The sequence below is a fragment of the Actinomycetospora rhizophila genome, from assembly GCF_042657905.1.
Classification (GTDB): Bacteria; Actinomycetota; Actinomycetes; order Mycobacteriales; family Pseudonocardiaceae; genus Actinomycetospora; species Actinomycetospora rhizophila.
Genome location: NZ_JBHSKG010000002.1, coordinates 270178 through 292901, shown reverse-complemented (window position 1 = coordinate 292901; position 22724 = coordinate 270178). Strand labels below are relative to the sequence as shown.

Below are 22724 nucleotides of genomic sequence, written 5' to 3'. Positions count from 1 at the left end.
CTGCGCTCGGACGCCGCTGACCGAGTTGTCCACAGCCTGCGCGAAATCGCCCCCGCACCAAGAGGCCGGTCGCCAACCTCGGTGCGTGCGGCGAGGGAAGTGGGCCCAGGAGATGGAGCGGCTGCGTGCCGCGAGCTGGGAGGGGGTCATCGGGATCGACGAGCTGGTCGCCCAGGGAGTCCCCGAGCGCACGGCCTATCGCCGAACCCAGGAAGACGGGCCGTGGCAGCTTCTCGCGCCGGCCACGTTCCTGCTCTCCAACGGGGAGCCCACGTACCGTCAGCTGGAGATCGCAGCGCTCGTCTACGCGGGCGAGGGCGCCGTCATCACCGGCATCGGTGGAGCCCGGCACCACGGGATCCGGGCGGGCGACGATCCCTCGACGGTCCATGTCCTCATCGACGAGCCGCGACGGGTCCTCAGTACGTCGCGGATCATCGTCGAGCGCACCAGACGCCTCCCCAGGCCGGTTACTCGAGACGGACTCGCCGTCGCGCCCCTCGTTCGCTGCCTCACCGACGGCACGCGGCGGATCAAGGACCTGGCGGTGATCGCCGCCGTGCTGTCCGAGGCGGTGCGTCGTCGGATGGCGCTGGCAGCCGCCCTGCGCCGAGAACTGGACGCCGGATGCCGCAAGGGCTCCGCGGCCCCGCGACGCGTTCTGCAAGCCGTGGACGACGGCGTCTGGTCCGCCGCGGAGTACGAGGCTCGCGAGTTCTGGAAGGCGTGGGACGACCTTCCCGAGATCGAGTGGAACGTGCGCATCTGCGATGAAGCAGGCCGCTTCCTGGCCATCGCCGACGGAGTCGTCCGGGAGCTGGGCTTCGTCTGGCAGATCGATTCGGTCGAGCACCACTTCGCCACACCGGAGCAGGTGGAGGAGACGCTCGCCTATCAGCGGCGGTTGAGGGCGGCCGGGCTCCATGTGCTGAGCACCCGGCCCGCACAGCTTCGCGGCGACGCCACCGGCCTGCACGCCGACGTCCTCGACGCGCTCGCCACGGCCGCGCTCCTCCCGTCGCCGCGGGTCCGCTACGAGCCGCCGCGCACCACGACCTGAGCAAGATCGAAGCGAGCGCGTGGCGTTACGGACACTCAGCGTCTGCGACGCCACGCCGCTGACACGACACGCCGACCCCGGACACGCCGGAGCCCCGGCCCCTCGCGCGAGGGACCGGGGCTCCGGTGACGTGCTACAGGCGGATCACTCCGCCGCGGCGACCTCCGGGGTGTCCGGAACCGGGGTCGGCTTGGCCTCACCGCGGAAGGTGAAGGTGGCCGACTCCGGGGCCGGCTTGGTGACCCCGTTCTCGTCGGGCTCGGGCGACCAGCCCTCGACGTCGACGAGCACGATCTGGCCGGACTCGACCTCGCCGAAGAGGATCTTCTCGGAGAGCTGGTCCTCGATCTCGCGCTGGATCGTGCGGCGCAGCGGACGGGCGCCGAGCACCGGGTCGAAGCCGCGCTGCGCGAGCAGCTTCTTCGCGGCGTCGGTGAGCTCGATCGACATGTCCTTGTTCTGCAGCTGCTTCTCGGTGCGACCGATCATCAGGTCGACCATCTGCACGATCTCGTCCTCGCGCAGCTGGTGGAACACGATGATGTCGTCGATGCGGTTGAGGAACTCGGGACGGAAGTGCTTCTTGAGCTCGTCCGTGACCTTGTTCTTCATGCGCTCGTAGTTCGAGCCCGAGTCCTGCCCGGACTGGAACCCGAGGCCGACCGCCTTCGAGATGTCCTGCGTGCCGAGGTTCGACGTGAACACGATGACCGTGTTCTTGAAGTCGACGATGCGTCCCTGACCGTCGGTCAGGCGGCCGTCCTCGAGCACCTGCAGCAGCGTGTTGTAGACCTCGGAGTGGGCCTTCTCGATCTCGTCGAAGAGGACCACCGAGAACGGCTTGCGGCGCACCTTCTCGGTGAGCTGGCCGCCCTCCTCGTAGCCGACGTACCCGGGGGGCGCGCCGAAGAGCCGCGAGGCGGTGTAGCGGTCGTGGAACTCGCCCATGTCGATCTGGACGAGCGCGTCGTCGTCGCCGAAGAGGAACTCCGCGAGCGCCTTGGTGAGCTCGGTCTTACCGACACCCGACGGGCCGGCGAAGATGAACGAGCCCGAGGGGCGCTTCGGGTCCTTGAGGCCGGCCCGCGTGCGGCGCATCGACTGCGAGACCGCCTTGACGGCGTCCTCCTGGCCGATGATGCGCTTGTGGAGCTCGTCCTCCATGCGGAGCAGACGGGTGGTCTCCTCCTCGGTGAGCTTGAAGACGGGGATGCCGGTCCAGTTGGCCAGCACCTCGGCGATCTGCTCGTCGTCGACCTCGGCGACGACGTCGAGGTCACCCGACTTCCACTGCTTCTCGCGCTCGGTCTTCTGCCCGATGAGGGTCTTCTCCTCGTCGCGCAGGCGCGCCGCCTTCTCGAAGTCCTGCGCGTCGATCGCGGACTCCTTCTCGCGACGGACGTCGGCGATCTTCTCGTCGAACTCGCGCAGGTCCGGCGGCGCGGTCATGCGGCGGATGCGCATGCGGGCGCCGGCCTCGTCGATGAGGTCGATGGCCTTGTCCGGCAGGAAGCGGTCGTTGATGTAGCGGTCGGCCAGGGTGGCCGCCGCGACCAGCGCCGGGTCGGTGATCGAGACGCGGTGGTGGGCCTCGTAGCGGTCGCGCAGCCCCTTGAGGATCTCGATGGAGTGGGCCACCGAGGGCTCCCCCACCTGGATCGGCTGGAAGCGGCGCTCGAGCGCGGCGTCCTTCTCGACGTGCTTGCGGTACTCGTCGAGCGTGGTCGCGCCGATGGTCTGCAGCTCGCCGCGGGCCAGCATCGGCTTGAGGATCGACGCGGCGTCGATCGCGCCCTCGGCGGCACCCGCGCCGACGAGCGTGTGGAGCTCGTCGATGAACAGGATGATGTCGCCGCGGGTGCGGATCTCCTTGAGGACCTTCTTGAGGCGCTCCTCGAAGTCACCGCGGTAGCGCGAGCCCGCCACCAGCGACCCGAGGTCGAGGGTGTAGAGCTGCTTGTCCTTCAGCGTCTCGGGGACCTCGCCCTTGACGATGGCCTGGCCGAGCCCCTCGACGACGGCGGTCTTGCCGACGCCGGGCTCGCCGATGAGCACCGGGTTGTTCTTGGTCCTGCGGGACAGGACCTGCATGACCCGCTCGATCTCCTTCTCCCGGCCGATGACCGGGTCCAGCTTGCCCTCGCGGGCCGACTGGGTGAGGTTGCGACCGAACTGGTCGAGCACCAGGGAGGACGACGGGGTGCCCTCGCCGCGCTGGCTGCCGGACTCCGCGGGCTCCTTGCCCTGGTAGCCCGAGAGCAGCTGCAGCACCTGCTGGCGCACGCGGTTGAGGTCCGCGCCCAGCTTGACGAGCACCTGGGCGGCGACGCCCTCGCCCTCACGGATCAGCCCGAGCAGGATGTGCTCGGTGCCGATGTAGTTGTGGCCGAGCTGCAGCGCCTCGCGCAGCGACAGCTCCAGCACCTTCTTGGCGCGGGGGGTGAAGGGGATGTGGCCGGACGGGGCCTGCTGGCCCTGGCCGATGATCTCCTCGACCTGCTGGCGCACGCCCTCGAGGGCGATGCCCAGCGACTCGAGGGCCTTGGCGGCGACGCCTTCGCCCTCGTGGATCAGCCCGAGCAGGATGTGCTCGGTGCCGATGTAGTTGTGGTTGAGCATCCGGGCCTCTTCTTGGGCCAGGACGACCACCCGCCTCGCGCGGTCGGTGAACCTCTCGAACATCTGTCACTCCTGACTGCTGCGCCGGCGGTCCGCCACCGAGTGTCCCCGACGAGACGGCCCGGTGGCCCCTTGGCTGGTGCCCGATGACGGATCGGGACCCCCACGGTGCCCGAACTGCCCTTGCACCGTAAGGCCATCGTAGTCGTCGCGCGTGACGTCACGGGACGGTGACGGTTGCACCACCGTGACGGCGGACACGCGCGACGGACCGTCATGGGCCGTCCTCGTTCCGTCCTGTCCAACCATCCACGACGTTCGCGTCATCCCCCGGAGGCGTTCGCGGCGGGCGAACCACTCTCTCGGATCACGGGTATCCCATGATGTCCAGCCCCAGCGGCGACACCCCCGACCGCGGACCCGCGCCGGCCCGGTCGATCGCGAAGGGGTTCGGGCCCGCCGTGCCCTGCTGCAGCGACTCCTCCGAGGTCACCCGGCCCTCGAGGGTGAAGGTGTCGAACTCGAACGGCAGGCCGTTCGCCGCGAGCGGGTCCGGGCGGTCCATCACGTGGAAGTGCAGGTGGGGCGCATCGGAGTTGCCGGAGTTGCCCAGCTTGCCGAGCACCTGGCCGCGCGTCAGCTGCTGGCCGACGGCGAGGTTCATCGGGTTGCCTGTCTGCAGGTGCGCGTAGAAGGCGTAGCGCCCGCCGCCGATGTCCTGCACGACGTGATTACCCCCGTACTGCTGCAGCGTCAGGCCGCTCGGGTTCCCCCCGGGCGGCTGCTGCGGGAGGTCGCTGACGAGCCCGACGACCGGCCCGTCGGCGACGGCCAGGACATCGGCGCCGACGTAGGCGTAGCTCGCGATGTCGGTGGGCGGACCGCTCATCATCCGGCCGGCCGGGTCGACCTGCACGTAGTCGATGGCGAAGCGTTCGGGCGCGTACAGCTGCCCGTCGATCGGGCTGACCGCGCCCCGGTGCGCGCCGAGGCGACAGCAGCTGTCGCCGTCGAGCCACCCGGCTCCGCGCAGCGGCGGCGCGATGCGCGCCGGCGGCGTCCGGTCGACCGTGGTCGGGGCCATCGTGGCGGTGAGGGTCGGCGGCACGAGCGGCGGCGCGGGCTGGGCGAAGGACAGGTCGAGCCGGTGCTCGAGGCGCGCGGGGACGGGGTCGGTCGGCGCGAGCGTCACGTCCAGCCAGAGCAGCCCGCCCTGGCCGCCGGCCAGGTCTCGCGAGCCCGGCTGCCCGCCGAAAGGTCTGATCCAGGAGGCGAGGGCGTCGCCCTCCAGCCGCAGCAGCGAGCGGCCGTCACCGAGGACCTCGACCGCGTTGACCGTCGCGGGCGAGGCGAGGACGTTACCGAGCTCGAGCTCGTAGGCCAGGTGGACGCGGCCGTCCGTGGCGGGCACGGGGATCGGCGCCCGGAGCACCGACGCCGTCACCGGGGTGAACACCGACACCGCGCCGGGCACGACGTCGGGCGCCGACGGTCCGCCGAACGGACCCTCCTCCACCGTGCCGGGGGGCGGCGCCGGGCTCGGCGGTGCCGCGCCCGCCGTCGGCCCGCCGCACGCCGCCAGGACCGTCACCGCCGCGAGCAGGGCACCGACCAGTGCCGCCCGCCTGCTTCTCCCGACCCGCACTGCGTCTCCCGGTGCTCGTGCCCCGCGACCCGTGGTGTCGGAGTTCCGACCGGACCGTCGACGCCGGACGCTAGGGGCTCGCATGATCGACGCGCTGTCATGGCGATGACCACGCCATGAGGCCGAACGGGTGAAGAGCATCCGGGCCGGAGCACCAGGGGGTGGTGAGGGTGACGGTGACCGTGTCGGCGCCGGAGGCGCGGGGCGAGCACGCCCGGGACGTCCTGCGGGCCTGCCCGCAGCTGCGCGGGCTCGACGTCGCGGCGGTCGAGATGCTCGCCGCCGCCACCACCACGCGGCACTACGCCGCCGGCGAGCCGGTCTTCCTCGAGGGCGGCCCCGGCGACGCGATGTTCGTCCTGCGGCGGGGCTCCGTCGTCGCCCGCATCAGCTCGGCCGGGGGCGACGTCATCGACCTCGGGGTGGCCGCCGTCGGCGACGCGTTCGGCTACTTCGAGGTCCTGCACCCGGGGCCGCGCACCGAGGACGCGGTGGCCGTGCGCGACTCCGTCGTGCTCGTGATCCCGGCCGGCGTGGCCCTCACGGCGCTGCGCCGGTGCCCGGAGACCCTGCTGGCGCTCGCGGGCGACCTCATCCGGATCGTGCGCTACCAGAACCGCACCTGGACCGGGCGGGCGCTGCGCAGGCCGGTGACGCAGCGGGTGGCGGGCCTGCTGCTCGAGCTCGTGGCCGACGGCGACGTCATCGTCTTCGACGGCCCGCAGACCCTCCTCGCCCAGCGCCTGGGCATCGCCCGCCAGACGCTGAACACCGCCCTGCGGGCCCTGGCCGACCGGGGCCTCATCGCGATCCACCCGGGCGGGCGCACCGTGACGCTCGACCGGCGCGCCCTCACCGCCTACGCCGAGCGGTGAGCTCCTAGTGGGCCTTGTGGTAGGCCTCGCTGACCTCGCTGGGGATGCGCCCGCGCTCGGACACCGTCATCCCCTGCTTGCGCGCCCACTCGCGGATCGCCTGGTTCTGCTCGCGGTCGACCGCCGCGCGGCCGCCGCTGCCCCGGCGCGCCGCGGGGGCCGGGGACGCCGTCGACGACGACTTCCGCCGGCCCCCGCTGCGCCGGGCGTGGGCGACGAAGTCGGCGAGCGCGTCGCGCAGCGCGGACGCGTTGGCGTCCGAGAGGTCGATCTCGTACGTGGCGCCGTCGAGCCCGAACTCGACGGTCTCGTCCGCCTCCGACTGGTCCAGGTCGTCGACGAGGGACACCACGACTTTCTGCGCCATCACGCGACCTCCGCAGCCGACTCGCATTGAATACGGCCGGACCCTATTTCCGGGATCGGGACGTTGTCGAGTGATCCACGCCGCGATTTCGGGTCGGATCGCAGAATTGCGCGTCAGTCGGGGATCGCGGCGGTGTCGGGAACCACGACCGCGAACATGTCGGAGAGCGCGGCGAGACTGGCGCTCTGCAGTGACGAGGCCGAAACCGTACCGTCCGGTCCGGGAAGGGCGCGGGTGGCGGTGGCCCCGGCGACCACCGAGGGCGCGAATCCGGCGTTGAACGCGCCGCGCGCGGTGGAGTTCACGCACATGTGCGTCATGAAGCCCGCGAGCACGAGGTTCGAGGCGGACTTGCTGCGCAGGTGCTCCTCGAGGTCGGTGCCGACGAACGAGTTCGGGAAGTTCTTGACGACGATGTGCTCGCCCTCGCGCGGTGCGACGCGGTCGACGATCGCCCCGATCTCGGCGCGGACGTCGTAGGGCGTGCCCTCCCCCGCGTCGTGCTGGACGTGCACGATCGGGATGCCGGCGCTGCGCGCGCGGTCGAGCAGGGCGGCGGCCTCGTCGATGGCCGGCTCGACGTTCTCGAGGGCCATGACGCCGCGGGTGTAGGTGTTCTGCAGGTCGATCATCACGAGCGCGGACTCGCGCAGGGATGCGGGCGCCGCGGGCATGCCGGTCAGCTCGCGCAGCGTCGTGGACGGGGTGCTCATCGTCGAACTCCTTCGTCAGGGTCTCGGGGCCGGACGTGCGAGGGGCGCCCCTGCTGCGACCTGCGCAGCGGGGGCGCCCCTCGATCGTGCTCCGGTGACCGGCTACAGGTCACCCAGCTCGCGCATCTCGTCGTCGGTGAACAGCCGCGAGCGGATGATGAAGCGCACGCCCTCGGGCGCCTCCACCGAGAACCCGCTGCCGCGGCCCTTCACCACGTCGACGGTGAGGTGCGTGTGCTTCCAGTACTCGAACTGCGAGGCGGACATGTAGAAGCCGATCGGCTTCTCCAGGCCCCCGACGGTGAGGTCACCGAGGTGCACGTCCTGGCCCCCGATCTTGAAGTCCCCGTCCGGGTAGCACATCGGGGCGCTGCCGTCGCAGCACCCGCCGGACTGGTGGAACATCAAGGGCCCGTGGATGTCGGTGAGCGTCACCAGGAGCTCGGCGGCCTGCGGCGACAGGGCCACGCGCCCGGTGCCCGAGCCCGGCACCTCCGGCACCTGCTCGGTGACGTCGGTGCTGGTGCTCACCCCGTCCATCAGAAGAACCCGAGCGCGTTGTCCGAGTAGCTCTGCAGGATGTTCTTGGTCTGCTGGTAGTGGTCGAGCATCATCTTGTGGTTCTCGCGGCCGATGCCCGACTGCTTGTAGCCGCCGAAGGCCGCGTGCGCCGGGTAGGCGTGGTAGTTGTTCACCCAGACCCGGCCGGCCTGGATCTCGCGGCCCGCGCGGTAGGCCGTGTTGGCGTCACGCGACCACACGCCGGCGCCGAGGCCGTAGAGCGTGTCGTTGGCGATCGCCATGGCGTCGGCGTAGTCGGAGAAGCGCGTCACCGACAGCACCGGCCCGAAGATCTCCTCCTGGAAGATCCGCATCGAGTTGTTGCCCTCGAAGACGGTCGGCTGGACGTAGTAGCCGCCCGAGAGGTCGCCGCCGAGGTCGGCGCGCTCGCCGCCGGTGAGGACCTTCGCGCCCTCCTGACGACCGATGTCGATGTAGGACAGGATCTTCTCGAGCTGGTCGTTCGAGGCCTGCGCGCCCATCATCGTGTCGGTGTCGAGCGGGTTGCCCATCTTGACCTGCTCGGCGCGCTTGACGCCCTGCGCGACGAACTCGTCGAAGATGCCGCCCTGGACCAGCGCGCGCGACGGGCAGGTGCAGACCTCGCCCTGGTTGAGGGCGAACATCGCGAAGCCCTCGAGCGCCTTGTCGTAGAAGGCGTCCTGGTAGGCGGCGACGTCGTCGAAGAAGATGTTCGGGCTCTTGCCGCCCAGCTCGAGCGTGACCGGGATGAGGTTCTCCGAGGCGTACTGGGAGATCAGGCGACCGGTCGTGGTCTCGCCGGTGAAGGCGATCTTGCGGATGCGCGGGGACGACGCGAGCGGCTTGCCCGCCTCGACGCCGAAGCCGTTGACGATGTTGAGGACACCGGCCGGGAGCAGGTCGCCGACCACGTCGATGAGCACGTGGATCGAGGCCGGGGTCTGCTCGGCGGGCTTGAGGACGACCGCGTTGCCCGCGGCGAGGGCCGGGGCGAGCTTCCAGATCGCCATGAGGATCGGGAAGTTCCACGGGATGATCTGGCCGACGACGCCCAGGGGCTCCTGGAAGTGGTAGGCGACCGTGTCCTCGTCGATCTGCGAGAGGTGGCCCTCCTGCGCGCGGATCGCGCCGGCGAAGTAGCGCAGGTGGTCGACGGCGAGCGGGATGTCGGCGACGAGGGTCTCGCGGACCGCCTTGCCGTTCTCCCAGCTCTCGGCGACCGCGATCTTCTCGAGGTTCGCCTCGATGCGGTCGGCCATCTTGTTCAGGATGTTGGCGCGCTCGGTCGTCGAGGTCCTGCCCCACGCCGGCGCCGCGGCGTGGGCGGCGTCCAGGGCCTTCTCGACGTCCTCGGCCGTGCCGCGGGCCACCTCGGTGAACGTCTGCCCCGTCTGCGGGGTCGGGTTCTCGAAGTACTGACCCTTCACCGGCGCGACGTACTCGCCGCCGATGTAGTGGTCGTAGCGGGGCTTGAACGTGACGACGCTGTCCGCCGAGCCCGGTGCCGCGTAGATGGCCATCGGTTTTCCTCCACATCTCGGGACTCCGTGATCGCGGACACTAGGGACGCGGGGGTTGCAGGGGCGTTGCAACGCATCTGCGGCGACTTCCTTGCCGTGCAGCCGCTCCCGAGGTTGTGATGAAGGGTTGCCTCACCGGAGGGCATGCAGCACCATCCGTCGGGAGGGGTCCCTCGCGGCCCCCCGACGGGCAGGATCGGTGCCGATGACGGCCCTCACCCGCCGTCAGGTCCAGCGCAGGGGGCGCCGATGCCGGAGAGCCAGCGTGGCGCGCGCGGGACCGCCCGCCTGACCGTCCCGGGGACGCTGTCGACCCGCCTCGGGCCGTCCGACCCCCTCGAGCGCGCCCACCTGCTCGAACGCATCCGTGACGCCGTCCTGTCCGGCACCGCGGGGCCCGGCTCGCCGCGGGAGGTCGTGTCGGCGTCGTGGCGGCGCTCGCTCGACGCGCACATCGACCCCGAGGGCGGGCGCCCCCAGCACGTCTACTCCGACGGCGAGCTCCGCGACGTCCGCGGGGGCCACCTGCTCGCCCCGGTGCTGCCGCTGCTGCGCCGCACGCTGCTCGACGTGGCCGACGACGCCGTCCACATGATGATCGTGACCGACGTGCGCGGGCACATCCTGTGGCGCGAGGGCAACCGCACCGTGCTGCGCCGCGCCGAGCGCTTCGAGCTCGTCGAGGGCACCCGCTGGAGCGAGGACTCGGTGGGCACCAACGCGATGGGCACCGCGCTCGCGTCCGGCAACGCCGTCCAGATCCACTCCGCCGAGCACCTCGTGAAGCTCTACCGCTCGTGGACGTGCGCGGCGGCCCCGATCCGCGACCCGGACTCCGGCGAGGTCGTCGCGGCCATCGACCTCAGCGGGCCGCTGCAGACGTTCCACCCGAGCACGCTCGCCCTGGTCAAGGCGGCCGCGGAGCTCGCCGAGGTGCACCTCGCGGCCCGCCTGGTCGAGCGTGACGAGCGGCTGCGCCACCGCAACCTGCCCCACCTCGAGGGCCTGCACGGCGCCCCCGGCGCGCTGCTCGCCCCCGGCGGACGCGTCATCAGCGCCCAGTCCGCCGACTGGCTGCCCGAGCGTCTCGACATCCCCGACGGCGGCGGGCGGGTCGACCTCGGCGCGCGCGGCGAGGGCGTCGTCGAGCCGCTCGCCGAGGGCTGGCTGCTGCGCCTGGTGCCGCGGGCGTCGCACGGGCCGACCCTGTCGCTGACCTTCCTCGGCGCCGAGCGGCCGGTCGCCCGCCTCGACGGGCGCCCGGTGCGGCTGAGCCTGCGCCACGCCGAGATGCTCGTCGTGCTGGCCCTGCACCCCGAGGGGCTCACCGCCGACGGCCTGGCCCAGGCGCTCTACGGCGACGCCGGCAACCCCGTGACCGTGCGCTCCGAGGTGCACCGGCTGCGCAACACCCTCGGCTCCTCGATCATCAGCACCCAGCCCTACCGGCTGCGCGCCCGCGTCGACGCCGACTTCCTCGACGTCCGCAGCGCGCTGCGCGACCGCCGCCTGCCCCCGCCCGCGGTCCTGCGCCGCGGCGCGCTGCTGCCCACCTCCGACGCCCCCGGGGTGCGCGAGGAGCGCGACCACCTCGACGTGGCCGTCCGCAGCGCGGTCCTGCGCCGCGGCGACGTCGAGGCGCTCTGGGCGCTCGCGGGCGCCGTCGGCGGTGACGATCCCGAGCTCGCCGAGCGCCTGCGCCTCCTGCTGCCCGAGGGCGACCCGCGCCGCGACGAGCTGGTCTGACCCGGCGCCCCGGGACGTCGCTCAGGAGCGGGCGGCGCGGCGGGCGGCACGGTCGTCGCGCCGTTCGAGCCAGCGCCGGTGCACCGAGCGCAGACCCAGCAGGGTCAGGTCGGGGACGTGCTCGGTGATCGTCACGCACTCGTCGACGACCACCGGCGCGAGGCCGCCGGAGGCCACGACGGCGACCGGGGTGCGGCCGTCGGGGTCGCGGGCGCTGAGCTCGCGGCCGACCCGGGCGACGAGGCCGTCGACCTGCGCCGCGGCCCCGAGGACGAGCCCGGCCTGCATGCTCTCCACCGTGTTGCGCCCGAGCACCGAGCGCGGCACGACGAGCTCGACCGGGCGCAGCGCCGCCGCCCGGATCGCGAGGGCCTCGGCGGACACGGCGACGCCCGCGGCGATCGCCCCGCCGAGGAACTCCCCGCGCGCCGACACCCCGTCCACCGTCGTCGAGGTCCCGAACGTGACGACGACGCAGGGCCCGCCGTGGCGCTCGAACGCGGCGAGCACCTGCACGACGCGGTCGGCGCCGACCTCCTTGGGGTTGTCGACGAGCAGCGGCACGCCGGTGCGCACCCCGGGCTCGACGAGCAGGTGGTCGAGCCCGGCGAAGTGCCGCGTGACCATGCCGCGCAGCTCGCGCAGCAGCGCCGGCACCGTCGACAGCGCCGCCACCGCCGTCACGTCACCGACCCGGGCGCCGAGAACGCCCCGCACCAGCAGCGCCATCTCGTCGCCGGTGGCGCGCGGCTCGGTGCGCAGCCGGGCGTCCCAGACCGCGGGACCGTCCTCGGGGTAGAGGGCGAGCGCGGTCTGGGTGTTCCCGACGTCGATGCAGAGCAGCACGGCCGGGTCGCGTCCTCAGTGGTCCGCGGAGAGCAGCGCGTCGAGGCGCCGGGCGTCGGTGGTCTCGGAGCCGTCGCGGCTGCCGCGGCGGCGGCGCGGCGGGGCCGCCGGCGGCTCCTCCGGCTCCGTGCCCCAGCCGCCCACCGTGGTCATGGCCGGGCCCGCAGCGGCCCCGTGGCGGCGGGGCGGGCGGGCCCCCTGGGCGTCCGCGCCGGGCCGCAGCAGCGACGTCGTCGGGGCGGCGTCGGGCACGTGGGTCGGGTCGGTGCCGCGGTCGAGGACGCGGTTGGCGTCGTCGACGAAGACGACCCGCGGCTGGTAGGTGCGCGCCTCGGCGTCGTCCATCACCCCGTAGGAGATGAGGATGACGAGGTCGCCGGGCGAGACGAGGTGCGCGGCGGCGCCGTTGATCCCGATGACCCCGGAGCCGGCCTGCCCCGTGATCACGTAGGTCTCGAGGCGCGCGCCGTTGGTGACGTCGACGATCGCGACCTGCTCGCCGGGCAGCAGGTCGGCCGCCCGCATGAGGTCCTCGTCGACGGTCACCGACCCGACGTAGTGCAGGTTCGCGTCCGTCACCGTCGCGCGGTGGATCTTGGACTTCAGCATCGTGCGCTGCACGTCAGACTCTCCTCACGAGGGACACCGCGGCGTTGTCGATCAGGCGGGTGCTGCCGGCCCGGGCGGCGACGAGCAGCCGCGCCGGACCGATGTCGGGGGTGGGGCCGAGGTCCTCGTCGCGCAGCTCGAGGTAGTCGACCTGCAGGCTCGGCTCGGCGGCCAGGACCTCGCGGGCGGCGTCGAGCACGGCCTGCGCGCCCTGCTCCCCGGCGTACTGGCCCGCCGAGAGCGCCGCGGACAGCGCCACGGCGGCGTGGCGCTCGGCCTCACCCAGGTAGGCGTTGCGGCTCGACAGGGCCAGGCCGTCGCGCTCGCGGACGGTCGGGACACCGACGACGTGGATGTCGATGTCGAGGTCGCGGGCCATGCGGCGGATCAGCGTGAGCTGCTGGTAGTCCTTCTCGCCGAAGAACGCGACGTCGGCCACGGTGATCGCGAAGAGCTTGTTGACCACCGTCAGCATCCCGGCGAAGTGCCCGGGCCGCACGGCGCCCTCGAGCTCGTCGCCCAGCGGGCCGGGGTGGATCGACGTGGCGAAGCCGTCGGGGTACATGTCCTCGACCGACGGCGCGAAGACCAGCTCGACGCCCTCCTCGCGGCAGAGCTCGAGGTCGGCCTCGAAGGCGCGCGGGTAGCGGTCGAAGTCCTCGTCCGGCCCGAACTGGCGCGGGTTCACGAAGATCGACACGACGGTGGTGGCGCCGGGGACGCCGCGGGCGCGGCGCATCAGCTCGCGGTGGCCCTCGTGCAGCGCGCCCATGGTCGGCACGAGCGTGACGCGGCGCCCGCTCGTGCGCAGGGCGCGGGTGACGCGGCGCAGGCCGGCGGGGTCGCGGTGCACGGTCAGCTGGTCCGCGCGGTACTGGGGCCGGGCGCGCCCGACGAGGTCGTTGGTGCGCAGGCTGGAGGGTCGGGTCACGGTCGGGGCCTCTCGAGGGCGGCCACCACGTCGTCCGCGGCGGCCGGGTCGACCAGTCCGCCGGCGCGGGCGCGCTCGGCGGTGCGCCGGGCCAGGGCCCGGTAGAGCGGGGCCGCGTCGGGGGCGCGGTCGTCGAGGTGGCGCAGGTGCGTGGCCACCGTGCCGGCGTCGCCGCGGACGACGGGGCCGGTGAGCGCCCGGTCGCCGTGGCGCAGCGCGTTGTCCAGGGCGGCCGAGAGCAGCGGGGCGAGGACGCGCTCGGCCGGCTCGATGCCGGCGCCGGAGAGGATGTCGGCGGCCTCGCGCACGAGCGTGACCAGGTGGTTCGCGCCGTGGGCGAGCGCGGCGTGGTACAGCGGGCGCATCGCCTCGGGGATGCGGACGGGCTCGGCGCCCATCTCGACCACCAGCGCCTCGCCGACGAGCCAGGCGGCGTCGGCGTCTTCGGAGACGGAGCCTGCGGAGCTCGACCATCGATCCAGCCCCGGACCCTCGGGACCGGTGACGCCGACGCAGGCGCCGGTCAGGCGCGCGACGTCCTCGGCGCGCCCGGTGACCGTCATCGCCGGGTGCAGGGCGATCGGCAGCACGGCGTGCTCGGCGGCGGGGGCCAGCACGCCGACCCCGGCCGCCCCGCAGGTGTGGACCACGATCTGCCCCGGGCGCAGGCAGTCCGAGGCGGCGAGCCCGCGCACGAGGCCCGGGAGCACGTCGTCGGGGACCGCCAGCAGGGCGAGGTCGGCGCGGCGCACGACCTCGTCGGGCGGGAGGATCTCGGCGCCGGGCAGCAGCTCCTCGGCGCGGGCGCGCGAAGCCCGCGAGACCGCGGAGGCGGCGACCACCGTGTGGCCGGCGTTCGCGAGCGCGGCGCCCAGCACCGCGCCGACCCGCCCGGCGGAGACCACGCCGACCGCGAGCCGTGAACCTTCCCGAGGGGTGGGTGACGGGGCCGGTCCGGCCTCTCCCCACCGCCCGGCGTCCTCGCCGTCGGTGCCCACGCGCCACCTCACTCGTTCGGCTCGTTCCCGTCCCGCTCCCGCGGGTACCGGACGATCACTGACGCCCACGGTAACCGCCCCGGAGCGCCGCGGCGGGCGCGGTGAGCGGGTTCACGCGCGCTCGTCACCCGGGGTGGGGGGGTGGCCGAGCGAGGGCGTCCCCGACGGCGTGCGACGCACCCAGGGCGTCCCTCGCTCCCCCGGCGCGTCCCCTCCCCGACCGGACCTCACACGCCGGGCGGGCGGTGCGCGCCGTACGACCCCGCGGGCCCCTGGGGCGCGCCGGGCCAGTTCGGCGGCGGGCCGCCGGGCCCCGGGGGCGGGCCGGTCGGGCCCTGGACGCCCGGCGCGTTGATGGCCGCGAGGCGGGTGCGCACGACGTTGTCGAGCAGCTCCGCGTGCCAGTCCGACCGTGGCGGCAGCGCGCCCTTCTCCGCGCGGGCGCGCAGGAAGGCGAGCTCGGTCACGGCGTGCTGGTAGTCCTCGACGGCGCGGGCGGCCGGGGCGCCGGCGCGCCGGTGCACCGCGGTGCGCCAGCGGCGGCGCCCGGCGAGGCTCGAGAGCAGCGGCACCTCGCTCGGCGCGATCCACCCGGCGGCGGCGAACCCCGGCATCTGGCGGGCGAGGACGTCGGCCTCGCGGCGTCGCTGCCACACGACGAGCCCGATCATCCCGGCGAACAGCGGCAGCATGATCAGTACGTAGATGCCGAAGAAGCCGGCCCCGAGCTGGGTGGACGAGTTCCACAGCGCGTGCAGCACCACCGCGAGCACGTAGCCGCCGAGCACCGCGAGCGTGCCGACGACCCGCGACCGGGCCTGCGAGGCGATCCCGACCCCGATCCCGATCATCGACGTGAACAGGGGGTGCGCGAACGGCGAGAGGACCCCGCGCAGCACGAACGTCGCGAGCACGGCGGGCCCGACGGCGCCCTCGTTCTCGGCGAACGCGCGCCCGAAGTAGATGATGTTCTCGGTGAACGCGAACCCGGCCGCCGTGATCCCCGCGTAGACGACGCCGTCGACGATCCCGTCGAACTCGCGGCGCCGGATCAGCAGCAGCCCGACGACGAACGCGCCCTTGACGAACTCCTCGACCAGCGGCGCCGAGATCACCGCGCCGACGACGTCGCCCTGGCCCCGCCCGAGCAGCAGCTCCGCGGCGATGATCGCGCTGGAGTTGATGACGACGGCGACCAGCGCCGAGATCCCCGCGCCCCACAGGAACGCGCCGAGCAGCAGGCGCGGCGGCTCGGGCTCGAAACGGTCGATCCACAGGAACGCCGCCACGACCGGCGCGACGGGCAGCAGCGCGAGCACCACGCCGATGACGACGCCGACCGGCCCGATCTCGGTGCTCGCGAGCCCGACCGTCACGAGGGCGCACATGCCGAGGACGATCAGGCCGACGACCGGCCACACGAGCGTCCGGCGCTGCTGCGGCGCCAGGCGGACGGGAGGGGCGATCACTCTGCCGGAGGGTAACGACTCGTCCGCAGGTCGGCCCGCCCGAGGGGTGTCCGGATCACCCCGCCGACCGGGTCAGGGCTCGCGGCGACGGCGGCCGACCGTGCCGCCGGAGGCCGCGTGCGCGGCGAGCAGCTCCGCCACCGTGCGGCCCGTGGTGGCCGACTCCCCCGGCGCGCGCCGGGGTCGGCGGTCGTCGGGCTCGTCGGGCGCGTCCGCCGCGGGGTCGTAGCCGGCGGAGCGGACGTACTGGTCGACGAACGAGCCGGCGGCGAGCACCGACGGGTCGGCCTGCGGGGCCTCGGGGTGCGGGCGGGACGCCGCGCGCCCGGGCGGGGCTGTGCGCAGGGCCGCGGGCGCGCGGGGGGCCGGCGCCGCGGGGACGATCGGTGCCACCGGCGCGACGGGCATCGACGGCCGCCGCGGGGCGGGCGGCGGCACGGCGGGCAGGCCCGGCTGCGGGCCGGAGTCGCCGACGACCCGCAGGCGCGGCCCCGGCGGACGGGTCGGGACGCCGGGGAGGGCGATGCCCTGCAGCGTCACGGCGTCGGCGCCGCTGCGGGCCCGCTCGAGCTCCTCGCGCAGCGACGCCGCGTCCTCGCGGGCGCGCGCGGCGTCCTGCTCGGCCTCCTCGCGGGCGGCGACCTCGCGCGCCACGCGCTCGTCGGCGTCGCGCTCGAGCGCGGCGACCCGCTCCTCGGCGTCCTCCTGCGCGGCGTCGAGCTCGTCGGCGGCCGCGCGGGCCTGCCCGGCGAGGTCGGCCTCGGCGCGGGCGCGGCGCGCGAGCACCACACCCGCGAGCACCGCCGCCCACAGCGCGGACACCACGCCCAGACGCAGCAGGCGGGCGTCGTCGGAGAGCAGCACCGCCATCGCGGCGAGTGCGGCGAGCACGGCCGCGGCGGTCAGCAGCGCGGCCCGTCGGCGGTCGGGGCCGGCGCGTCCGCGCAGCTCCCCGTCCGGGGTGCTCATCGCTGCAGCGTACCGAGCCCCTCCGGCCGCCCCGATCCCCCCGCGCAGGCGCCAGGTCGCCGTCACGACCGGCCCCGCGCGGAGTCCCGGGGGTCGTCGTCGCGCGGGTCGTCGGGCGTGCGCAGGCTGTACTCCAGCCACAGCCCCGCCCCGACGAGCACCGCCGACCCCACGACGCCGACCACCGCGCTCGCGGTGTCCGCGCCGGCGGCGTCGACGCTGTCCTGCAGCGGGAGCACGTAGGCCAGGACGCCGAGCCACGCGCCGCCGACCAGGGACCCCGCCAGCGACGACGCCTTCGCCAGCGCGACCGCGCGGGCGGTGGCCAGCGCGTCGACCGGGCGGGCACCCGGCCGGCGGCGGATGCGGGCGCGCAGGACGACGGCGAGCACCAGCTCCGCGATCCCGAGCACCAGCGGGGTCAGCCCCGCGAGCAGCGGCAACGGCGGCAGCGCGCCGTAGGCGGCCTGCAGGAGCACGTTGACCGCGAGGCCCGCGGCGACGGCGGCCACGAGCAGCAGCGACGGGCTCGTGCTGGTCCTCACGGTGCCTTCCTCACGGTGCCGTCCTCACGGTGTCGCCCCCAGGCTCGTCGCCTCGGCGCGCACGCCCTCGCGCTCCGGGGCCGGGAGCGCGGCGAGCAGGTCCGCGACCCGCCCGCGGCCGGCGATCTCGGCATCCGGGTCGACGTCGAGCCACGGCACCAGCACGAACGCCCGCTCGTGGGCGCGGGGGTGCGGGAGCGTCAGCACCGGGTCGTCGTCGACGGTGCCGTCCACGTCGAGGACGTCGACGTCGAGCGTGCGGGGCCCCCAGCGCACATCGCGCGTGCGCCCGGCGCGGCTCTCCGCGGCGCGGGCGCGGGCCAGCCAGTCGCGGGGCCGGGAGTGCGGGTCCTCGAGCACCACCACGGCGTTGAGGAAGTCGTCCTGCTCGACCCCGCCCCACGGCGCCGTGGCGTAGACCGGCGACACCGCGACCACCCGCGCCCCCGCCGCGCGCAGGGTCGCCAGCGCGCCGCGGAGGTGGGCCGCACGGTCGCCGATGTTCGACCCCAGCGACAGCACGGCGCGGCTCACGGCGGGCACCTCACGAGCCGGCCCGCTCCCGCCGCAGGACCACCGCGACGTCGTCGAACGGCACCGTGATCGGCGCCTGCGGCTTGTGCAGGGTGACCTGGACGGCGGTCACCCGCTCGTCCTCGAGCACCCTGTCGGCGACCTCGCCGGCCACCGCCTCGATCAGCCGGCGCGGCGGGCCCCCGACGATCGCCGCGGCGCCCTCCGCGAGGGCCCCGTAGTCCACGGTGTCGACGAGGTCGTCGGACGCGGCGGCCGCGGTGAGGTCCACCTCGAGCGCCAGGTCGAGGACGAAGTCCTGCCCGTCGCGGCGCTCGTGGGAGAACACGCCGTGGTGCCCGCGCACGCGCAGGCCGGTCAGCTCGATGCGGTCGCTCACGGCTCGATCTCCGCCGGCGACGTCCCCCACGACCAGGCCGCGGCGACCGCGACCGCGTCCAGGGACGGCCCCACCTCGTGCACCCGCACGCCCCAGGCGCCGTTCGCGGCCGCGAGCGCGGACACCGCCGCCGTCGCGATCTCCCGGCCGTCGGGCGGGCGCGGGGTGCCGTCGTCGTCGGCGAGCAGGGCACCCAGGAACCGCTTGCGCGAGGCCCCGACCAGCACCGGGAAGCCCAGCCCGGTGAACACCGGGAGCTTGCGCAGCAGCTGCCAGTTGTGCGAGGCGGTCTTGGCGAACCCGAGCCCCGGGTCGAGGACCAGCAGCGACGGGTCGACGCCGGCGAGCACCGCGCGGTCGACCTGCTCGACCATCTCGGCGCGGACCTCGCCGACCACGTCCTCGTAGGTCGCGAGCTCGGACATCCGGTTGCTCGGCCCGCGCCAGTGCATGATCACCCACGGCACGCCGGTCTCGGCGACCGTGCGCGCCATGTGCGGGTCGGCGAGGCCCCCCGACACGTCGTTGATCATCGTGGCGCCCGCCTCGACCGCCGCCGCCGCGACCGCCGCACGCGTGGTGTCGACGCTGACCCGCACGCCGTCGGCGACCAGCTCGCGGATCACCGGCACCACGCGCTGCGTCTCGGTCTCCGCGTCGATGCGCTCGGCGCCGGGCCGCGTCGACTCCCCGCCGACGTCGACCAGGTCCGCGCCGCGGCGGTGCAGGTCGATGCCGTGGGCCACCGCGTGGTCGCGGTCGAGCCAGCGGCCGCCGTCGGAGAACGAGTCGGGCGTCACGTTGAGCACGCCCATCACGACGCAGCGCCCCGGTTCCGGCAGGCGGTGCGCGCGGGGTCCCGGGTCGGGCACGGAGTCGGGCGGACCGCCCACGTCAGCCGCTCCGGATGAGGTTGAGGGCCTCCGCCCGGGTGCTGGCCGACGTCTTGAAGATGCCGCGGACCGCGGAGGTGGTGGTGCGGGCGCCGGGCTTGCGCACGCCGCGCGCCGACATGCACTGGTGCTCGGCGTCGATCACCACGAGCGCGCCGCGGGTGTCGAGCTTGTGGTCGAGCGCGTCGGCGATCTGGCTGGTCAGACGCTCCTGGACCTGCGGGCGGCGGGCGTAGAGGTCGACGAGCCGGGCGAGCTTGCTGAGCCCGGTGACGTGACCCTGCGGGCCCGGGATGTAGGCGACGTGCGCGACCCCGTGGAAGGGCAGCAGGTGGTGCTCGCACATCGAGAACATCGGGATGTCGCGGACGAGCACGAGCTCCTCGTGGTTCTCGTCGAACACCCGCTCGAGCACCAGGGACGGGTCGGACCGGAGCCCCGCGAAGAGCTCCTGGTACGAGCGCGCCACGCGGGCCGGGGTGTCCCGCAGGCCCTCGCGGTCCGGGTCCTCGCCGATCGCGAGCAGCAGCTCGCGCACCGCGGCCTCGGCGCGCGGGGCGTCGAACCCCGACCACTCCGGGGCCACCTCGGCGCCGACCGGGCCGCCGGCCCCGTCGTCGGTCGGGCGCACCCGGCCGTCCAGGTCGCCGTCCAAGTCCTGACTGGTGGTCACGTCTCCCTCGCGGTCTCCCTCGACCCGACCGGCACGCCCGTCAGGACGCGCCGGCCCTCTACGCCTCGGCCGTCTCAGCCGCGCGGGGTGTCGGACGAGCCGCCGGCCCCGTCGGCCCCGGAGGAGCCGTCGTGGCCCCAGCCCGGGGACGTCCCCGTGTGGCGGCCCTCCGACCGGCCCTCCCGGGTACGGCCATCCGGGTCACCGTACGGGTTCGCGGCGGGCTCGCCAGCCGAGCGTGACGTGCCGTACGGGCTGGTCGCGCCGTCGCCGTAGCCACCGGACCCACCCGAGCCGCCGGACCCGCCGTCGCCGTACTGGCCGGCGCTGCCGGAGCGCCCGGCGCCGCCGGGGTTCCAGGTGGTGCCGTGCGGGACGGTGGCCGGGGTCCACCCGGGCGGGGCGCCGTAGTTGGGCGCCACCGACGAGGGCTTGTCGCCGCTCTCGGCGCCGCGCCGCCCGTTGGCGCCCGTGCGGTAGACGTCCGGGATGCCCGTGGCCGGCATGCCGGCCGGGGGCGTCGGCGTCGAGCCGCCGTCCTGGGCCGGGCGGCCCGCGCCGTACCCGGTGTCGTGGCCGGACCCGTACCCGGCGTCGTGGCCGTTGCCGCCGGCGTGGGCGCCGGCGTAGCTGCCGTTGGCGCCGTGCGCCGCGTGCCCGTTGCCCGCGACCGAGCCCACGGCGGTGCGCTCGGTGCGCTCGGTGCGCTCCGGGTCGGTCGCCTCGCCGGGCGGCGGCCACGGCTCGCCGCGCTCGGTGGCGAGCTCGCGCCGCGTCTTGATCGGCGGGCGGTCCGACGGCACGCGCTCGCCGAAGTCGTTGAACGTCGTGATCCGCGGCCGCTTGGTGACCGACGCGAACACGCGCTCGAGGTCGCGGCGCTGCAGCGTCTCGTGCTCGATGAGCTCACCGGTCAGCGCGTCGAGCGCGTCGCGGTGGGTGTTGAGGATGTCCCACGCCTCGGTGTGCGCGGCCTCGATGAGCTTGCGCACCTCCTCGTCGATCTCGTGGGCCACCTCGAGCGAGTAGTCGGCCTGGCGGCCCGCGGTGCGGCCGAGGAAGGGCTCGCCCTGCTCCTGGCCGTACTTCACGGCGCCGAGCTTGGCGCTCATGCCGTACTCGGTGACCATCGCGCGGGCGATCTTCGTGGCCTGCTCGATGTCGGACGACGCGCCCGTGGTGGGCTCGTGGAACACGAGCTCCTCGGCGGAGCGTCCCCCCATCGCGAACACCAGGCGGGCGATCATCTCCGAGCGGGTCATGAGCTCCTTGTCGTCCTCGGGGACGACGAGGGCGTGCCCGCCGGTGCGGCCGCGCGGCAGGATCGTGACCTTGTAGACCGGCTCGATGTCCGGCATCGCCCACGCGGCCAGCGCGTGGCCCGCCTCGTGGTAGGCCGCGACCTTCTTCTCCTGCTCGGAGATGATGCGGCTCTTGCGGGCCGGGCCGCCGATCACGCGGTCGACCGACTCCTCGAGCGCCGAGCCGGTGATCTGCGTCTGCCCGAGACGGGCGGTGAGCAGCGCGGCCTCGTTGATGACGTTGGCGAGGTCGGCGCCGGAGAAGCCGACGGTGCGCTTGGCGAGCCCGTCGAGGTCGGCGTCGGGCGCCAGCGGCTTGCCCGCCGAGTGCACCTGCAGGATCTGGCGCCGGCCCGCCAGGTCGGGCGCCGCCACCGGGATCTGGCGGTCGAACCGGCCGGGGCGCAGCAGCGCCGGGTCGAGGATGTCGGGCCGGTTGGTGGCCGCGATGAGGATGATCCCGCCGCGGGAGTCGAACCCGTCCATCTCGACGAGCAGCTGGTTGAGCGTCTGCTCGCGCTCGTCGTGGCCGCCGCCCATGCCGGCGCCGCGGTGGCGCCCCACGGCGTCGATCTCGTCGACGAACACGATGCACGGGGAGTTCTGCTTGGCCTGCTCGAACAGGTCGCGCACCCGGGAGGCGCCGACACCGACGAACATCTCGACGAAGTCCGAGCCGGAGATCGTGTAGAACGGCACGCCCGCCTCGCCCGCGACCGCGCGCGCCAGCAGCGTCTTGCCGGTGCCGGGCGGGCCGTACAGCAGGACACCCTTGGGGATCTTCGCGCCGAGCTGCTGGTAGCGCGAGGGGTTCTGGAGGAAGTCCTTGATCTCGTAGAGCTCCTCCACCGCCTCGTTCGCCCCGGCGACGTCGGCGAAGGTGGTCTTCGGCATGTCCTTGTTGAGCTGCTTGGCCTTGGACTTGCCGAAGGACAGGACGCGGTTGCCCCCGCCCTGGGAGTTCATCATCCAGAACAGCAGCAGCAGGACCAGGCCCAGCGGGATCAGGTAGATCAGCATCTGGGTCAGGAAGGAGTCCTGCGTGACCCGGGTGTCGAAGCCCGAGGGGGCCGGGTTGTCGCGGACCAGGGCGAACACCTGGTCGGTCGCGGCGGCCGGGTACTGCGCGTAGATCTGGTTGGTCGTCGTCGGCTGCGCGCCATCGGCGCCCGGCACCTGCACCGGGTTGGTGAGCGTCAGCCGCAGGCGCTGTTCCTTGTCCTCGATCGTGATCTCGGACGCGTTGCGCGCCTCCACCTGCTGCAGGGCGAGCGACGTCGGGGCCTCGGTGTACCCGCGGGTGTCGCTGAGCAGCGACGAGATCCCGAGGTAGACCAGGAAGAACACCACGATCCAGATGAGTGGATTGCGGAGAAGGCGCTTGCGGTCCATGCGGTTGCGGCCTCCAGGCGGCCCTCGACCCTCCCCGGGTGGACCCTGCGGTCGGTGTCAGTCGTCTCGGCTCCGGGTCCGCGCACGCACGGACGTC

The 22724-nt window shown here is 74.1% G+C and carries 20 protein-coding genes and 1 pseudogene; 3 read left to right on the top strand and 18 right to left on the bottom strand.

Translation table 11 applies throughout. The features are described 5' to 3' along the window. Window positions 1-112: 112 nt before the first annotated feature. Entirely contained in the window at window positions 113-1060 is a 948-nt protein-coding gene (locus tag ACFPK1_RS05245) for a hypothetical protein (RefSeq protein WP_378019847.1), read from the top strand. Window positions 1061-1204: 144 nt separating this feature from the next. Here the strand turns inward: ACFPK1_RS05245 and ACFPK1_RS05240 are convergent, their stop codons facing one another. After that, window positions 1205-3742 carry an ATP-dependent Clp protease ATP-binding subunit gene (locus tag ACFPK1_RS05240; protein ID WP_378019846.1) on the bottom strand — a complete coding sequence of 846 codons (2538 nt, stop codon included), beginning with the start codon at window positions 3740-3742 and terminating at the stop codon, window positions 1205-1207. Between the two features lie 304 nt (window positions 3743-4046). After that, window positions 4047-5324: a M23 family metallopeptidase gene (locus ACFPK1_RS05235; protein WP_378019845.1), complete on the bottom strand. Its 1278-nt coding sequence runs from the start codon at window positions 5322-5324 to the stop codon at window positions 4047-4049. 170 nt (window positions 5325-5494) lie between these two features. Here ACFPK1_RS05235 and ACFPK1_RS05230 point away from each other — a divergent pair, with 170 nt between their 5' ends. After that, window positions 5495-6199, top strand: coding sequence for a Crp/Fnr family transcriptional regulator (locus ACFPK1_RS05230; protein ID WP_378019844.1), 705 nt, complete (start codon window positions 5495-5497; stop codon window positions 6197-6199). 4 nt (window positions 6200-6203) lie between these two features. On the opposite strand, the gene ACFPK1_RS05225 is transcribed toward ACFPK1_RS05230, so the two are convergent. The 4 genes from ACFPK1_RS05225 to exaC all read right to left on the bottom strand — a co-directional run bounded on the left by ACFPK1_RS05225 (window position 6204) and on the right by exaC (window position 9342). Next, a complete protein-coding gene (locus tag ACFPK1_RS05225; protein ID WP_378020267.1) occupies window positions 6204-6566 on the bottom strand; it encodes a histone-like nucleoid-structuring protein Lsr2 in 363 nt (120 codons plus the stop codon). 113 nt (window positions 6567-6679) lie between these two features. Further along, on the bottom strand, window positions 6680-7279 hold the full coding sequence (locus tag ACFPK1_RS05220; protein ID WP_378019843.1) for a cysteine hydrolase family protein: 600 nt from the start codon (window positions 7277-7279) through the stop codon (window positions 6680-6682). A 102-nt stretch (window positions 7280-7381) separates the two neighbouring features. Further along, complete coding sequence (locus tag ACFPK1_RS05215; RefSeq protein WP_378019842.1) at window positions 7382-7819, bottom strand: DUF779 domain-containing protein; 438 nt, start codon at window positions 7817-7819, stop codon at window positions 7382-7384. Next, window positions 7819-9342 carry an acetaldehyde dehydrogenase ExaC gene (gene exaC / locus ACFPK1_RS05210; protein WP_378019841.1) on the bottom strand — a complete coding sequence of 508 codons (1524 nt, stop codon included), beginning with the start codon at window positions 9340-9342 and terminating at the stop codon, window positions 7819-7821. Before exaC ends, ACFPK1_RS05215 begins: the two co-directional genes overlap by 1 nt. Before the next feature lie 249 nt (window positions 9343-9591). On the opposite strand from exaC, the gene ACFPK1_RS05205 reads away from it, so the two are divergent. Then, on the top strand, window positions 9592-11088 hold the full coding sequence (locus tag ACFPK1_RS05205) for a helix-turn-helix domain-containing protein (protein WP_378019840.1): 1497 nt from the start codon (window positions 9592-9594) through the stop codon (window positions 11086-11088). Window positions 11089-11109: 21 nt separating this feature from the next. Here ACFPK1_RS05205 and ACFPK1_RS05200 read toward each other — a convergent pair whose 3' ends face one another. The 12 genes and pseudogenes from ACFPK1_RS05200 to ftsH all read right to left on the bottom strand — a co-directional run bounded on the left by ACFPK1_RS05200 (window position 11110) and on the right by ftsH (window position 22627). Further along, window positions 11110-11934 carry a type III pantothenate kinase gene (locus ACFPK1_RS05200; RefSeq protein ID WP_378019839.1) on the bottom strand — a complete coding sequence of 275 codons (825 nt, stop codon included), beginning with the start codon at window positions 11932-11934 and terminating at the stop codon, window positions 11110-11112. 246 nt (window positions 11935-12180) lie between these two features. Further along, window positions 12181-12555 (bottom strand): annotated as a pseudogene (gene panD / locus ACFPK1_RS05195) (aspartate 1-decarboxylase); the annotation flags it as partial. Between the two features lies 1 nt (window position 12556). Then, window positions 12557-13456, bottom strand: coding sequence for a pantoate--beta-alanine ligase (gene panC / locus ACFPK1_RS05190; RefSeq protein ID WP_378020266.1), 900 nt, complete (start codon window positions 13454-13456; stop codon window positions 12557-12559). 14 nt (window positions 13457-13470) lie between these two features. After that, window positions 13471-14379 carry a Rossmann-like and DUF2520 domain-containing protein gene (locus ACFPK1_RS05185; RefSeq protein WP_378020265.1) on the bottom strand — a complete coding sequence of 303 codons (909 nt, stop codon included), beginning with the start codon at window positions 14377-14379 and terminating at the stop codon, window positions 13471-13473. Window positions 14380-14699: 320 nt separating this feature from the next. Then, window positions 14700-15941, bottom strand: a complete 1242-nt coding sequence (locus ACFPK1_RS05180) for a PrsW family intramembrane metalloprotease (RefSeq protein ID WP_378019838.1) — start codon at window positions 15939-15941, stop codon at window positions 14700-14702. A 72-nt stretch (window positions 15942-16013) separates the two neighbouring features. Further along, window positions 16014-16910 carry a DUF6779 domain-containing protein gene (locus ACFPK1_RS05175; RefSeq protein WP_378019837.1) on the bottom strand — a complete coding sequence of 299 codons (897 nt, stop codon included), beginning with the start codon at window positions 16908-16910 and terminating at the stop codon, window positions 16014-16016. Between the two features lie 62 nt (window positions 16911-16972). Next, a complete protein-coding gene (locus ACFPK1_RS05170) occupies window positions 16973-17455 on the bottom strand; it encodes a DUF3180 domain-containing protein (protein WP_378019836.1) in 483 nt (160 codons plus the stop codon). Window positions 17456-17479: 24 nt separating this feature from the next. Continuing rightward, window positions 17480-17989, bottom strand: coding sequence for a 2-amino-4-hydroxy-6-hydroxymethyldihydropteridine diphosphokinase (gene folK / locus ACFPK1_RS05165; RefSeq protein WP_378019835.1), 510 nt, complete (start codon window positions 17987-17989; stop codon window positions 17480-17482). 10 nt (window positions 17990-17999) lie between these two features. Then, entirely contained in the window at window positions 18000-18368 is a 369-nt protein-coding gene (folB, locus tag ACFPK1_RS05160) for a dihydroneopterin aldolase (protein WP_378019834.1), read from the bottom strand. After that, on the bottom strand, window positions 18365-19183 hold the full coding sequence (folP, locus tag ACFPK1_RS05155; protein WP_378020264.1) for a dihydropteroate synthase: 819 nt from the start codon (window positions 19181-19183) through the stop codon (window positions 18365-18367). Before folP ends, folB begins: the two co-directional genes overlap by 4 nt. Before the next feature lie 79 nt (window positions 19184-19262). Further along, entirely contained in the window at window positions 19263-19847 is a 585-nt protein-coding gene (folE, locus tag ACFPK1_RS05150) for a GTP cyclohydrolase I FolE (protein ID WP_378020263.1), read from the bottom strand. A gap of 161 nt (window positions 19848-20008) precedes the next feature. Next, entirely contained in the window at window positions 20009-22627 is a 2619-nt protein-coding gene (ftsH, locus tag ACFPK1_RS05145; protein WP_378019833.1) for an ATP-dependent zinc metalloprotease FtsH, read from the bottom strand. Window positions 22628-22724 lie beyond the last annotated feature (97 nt).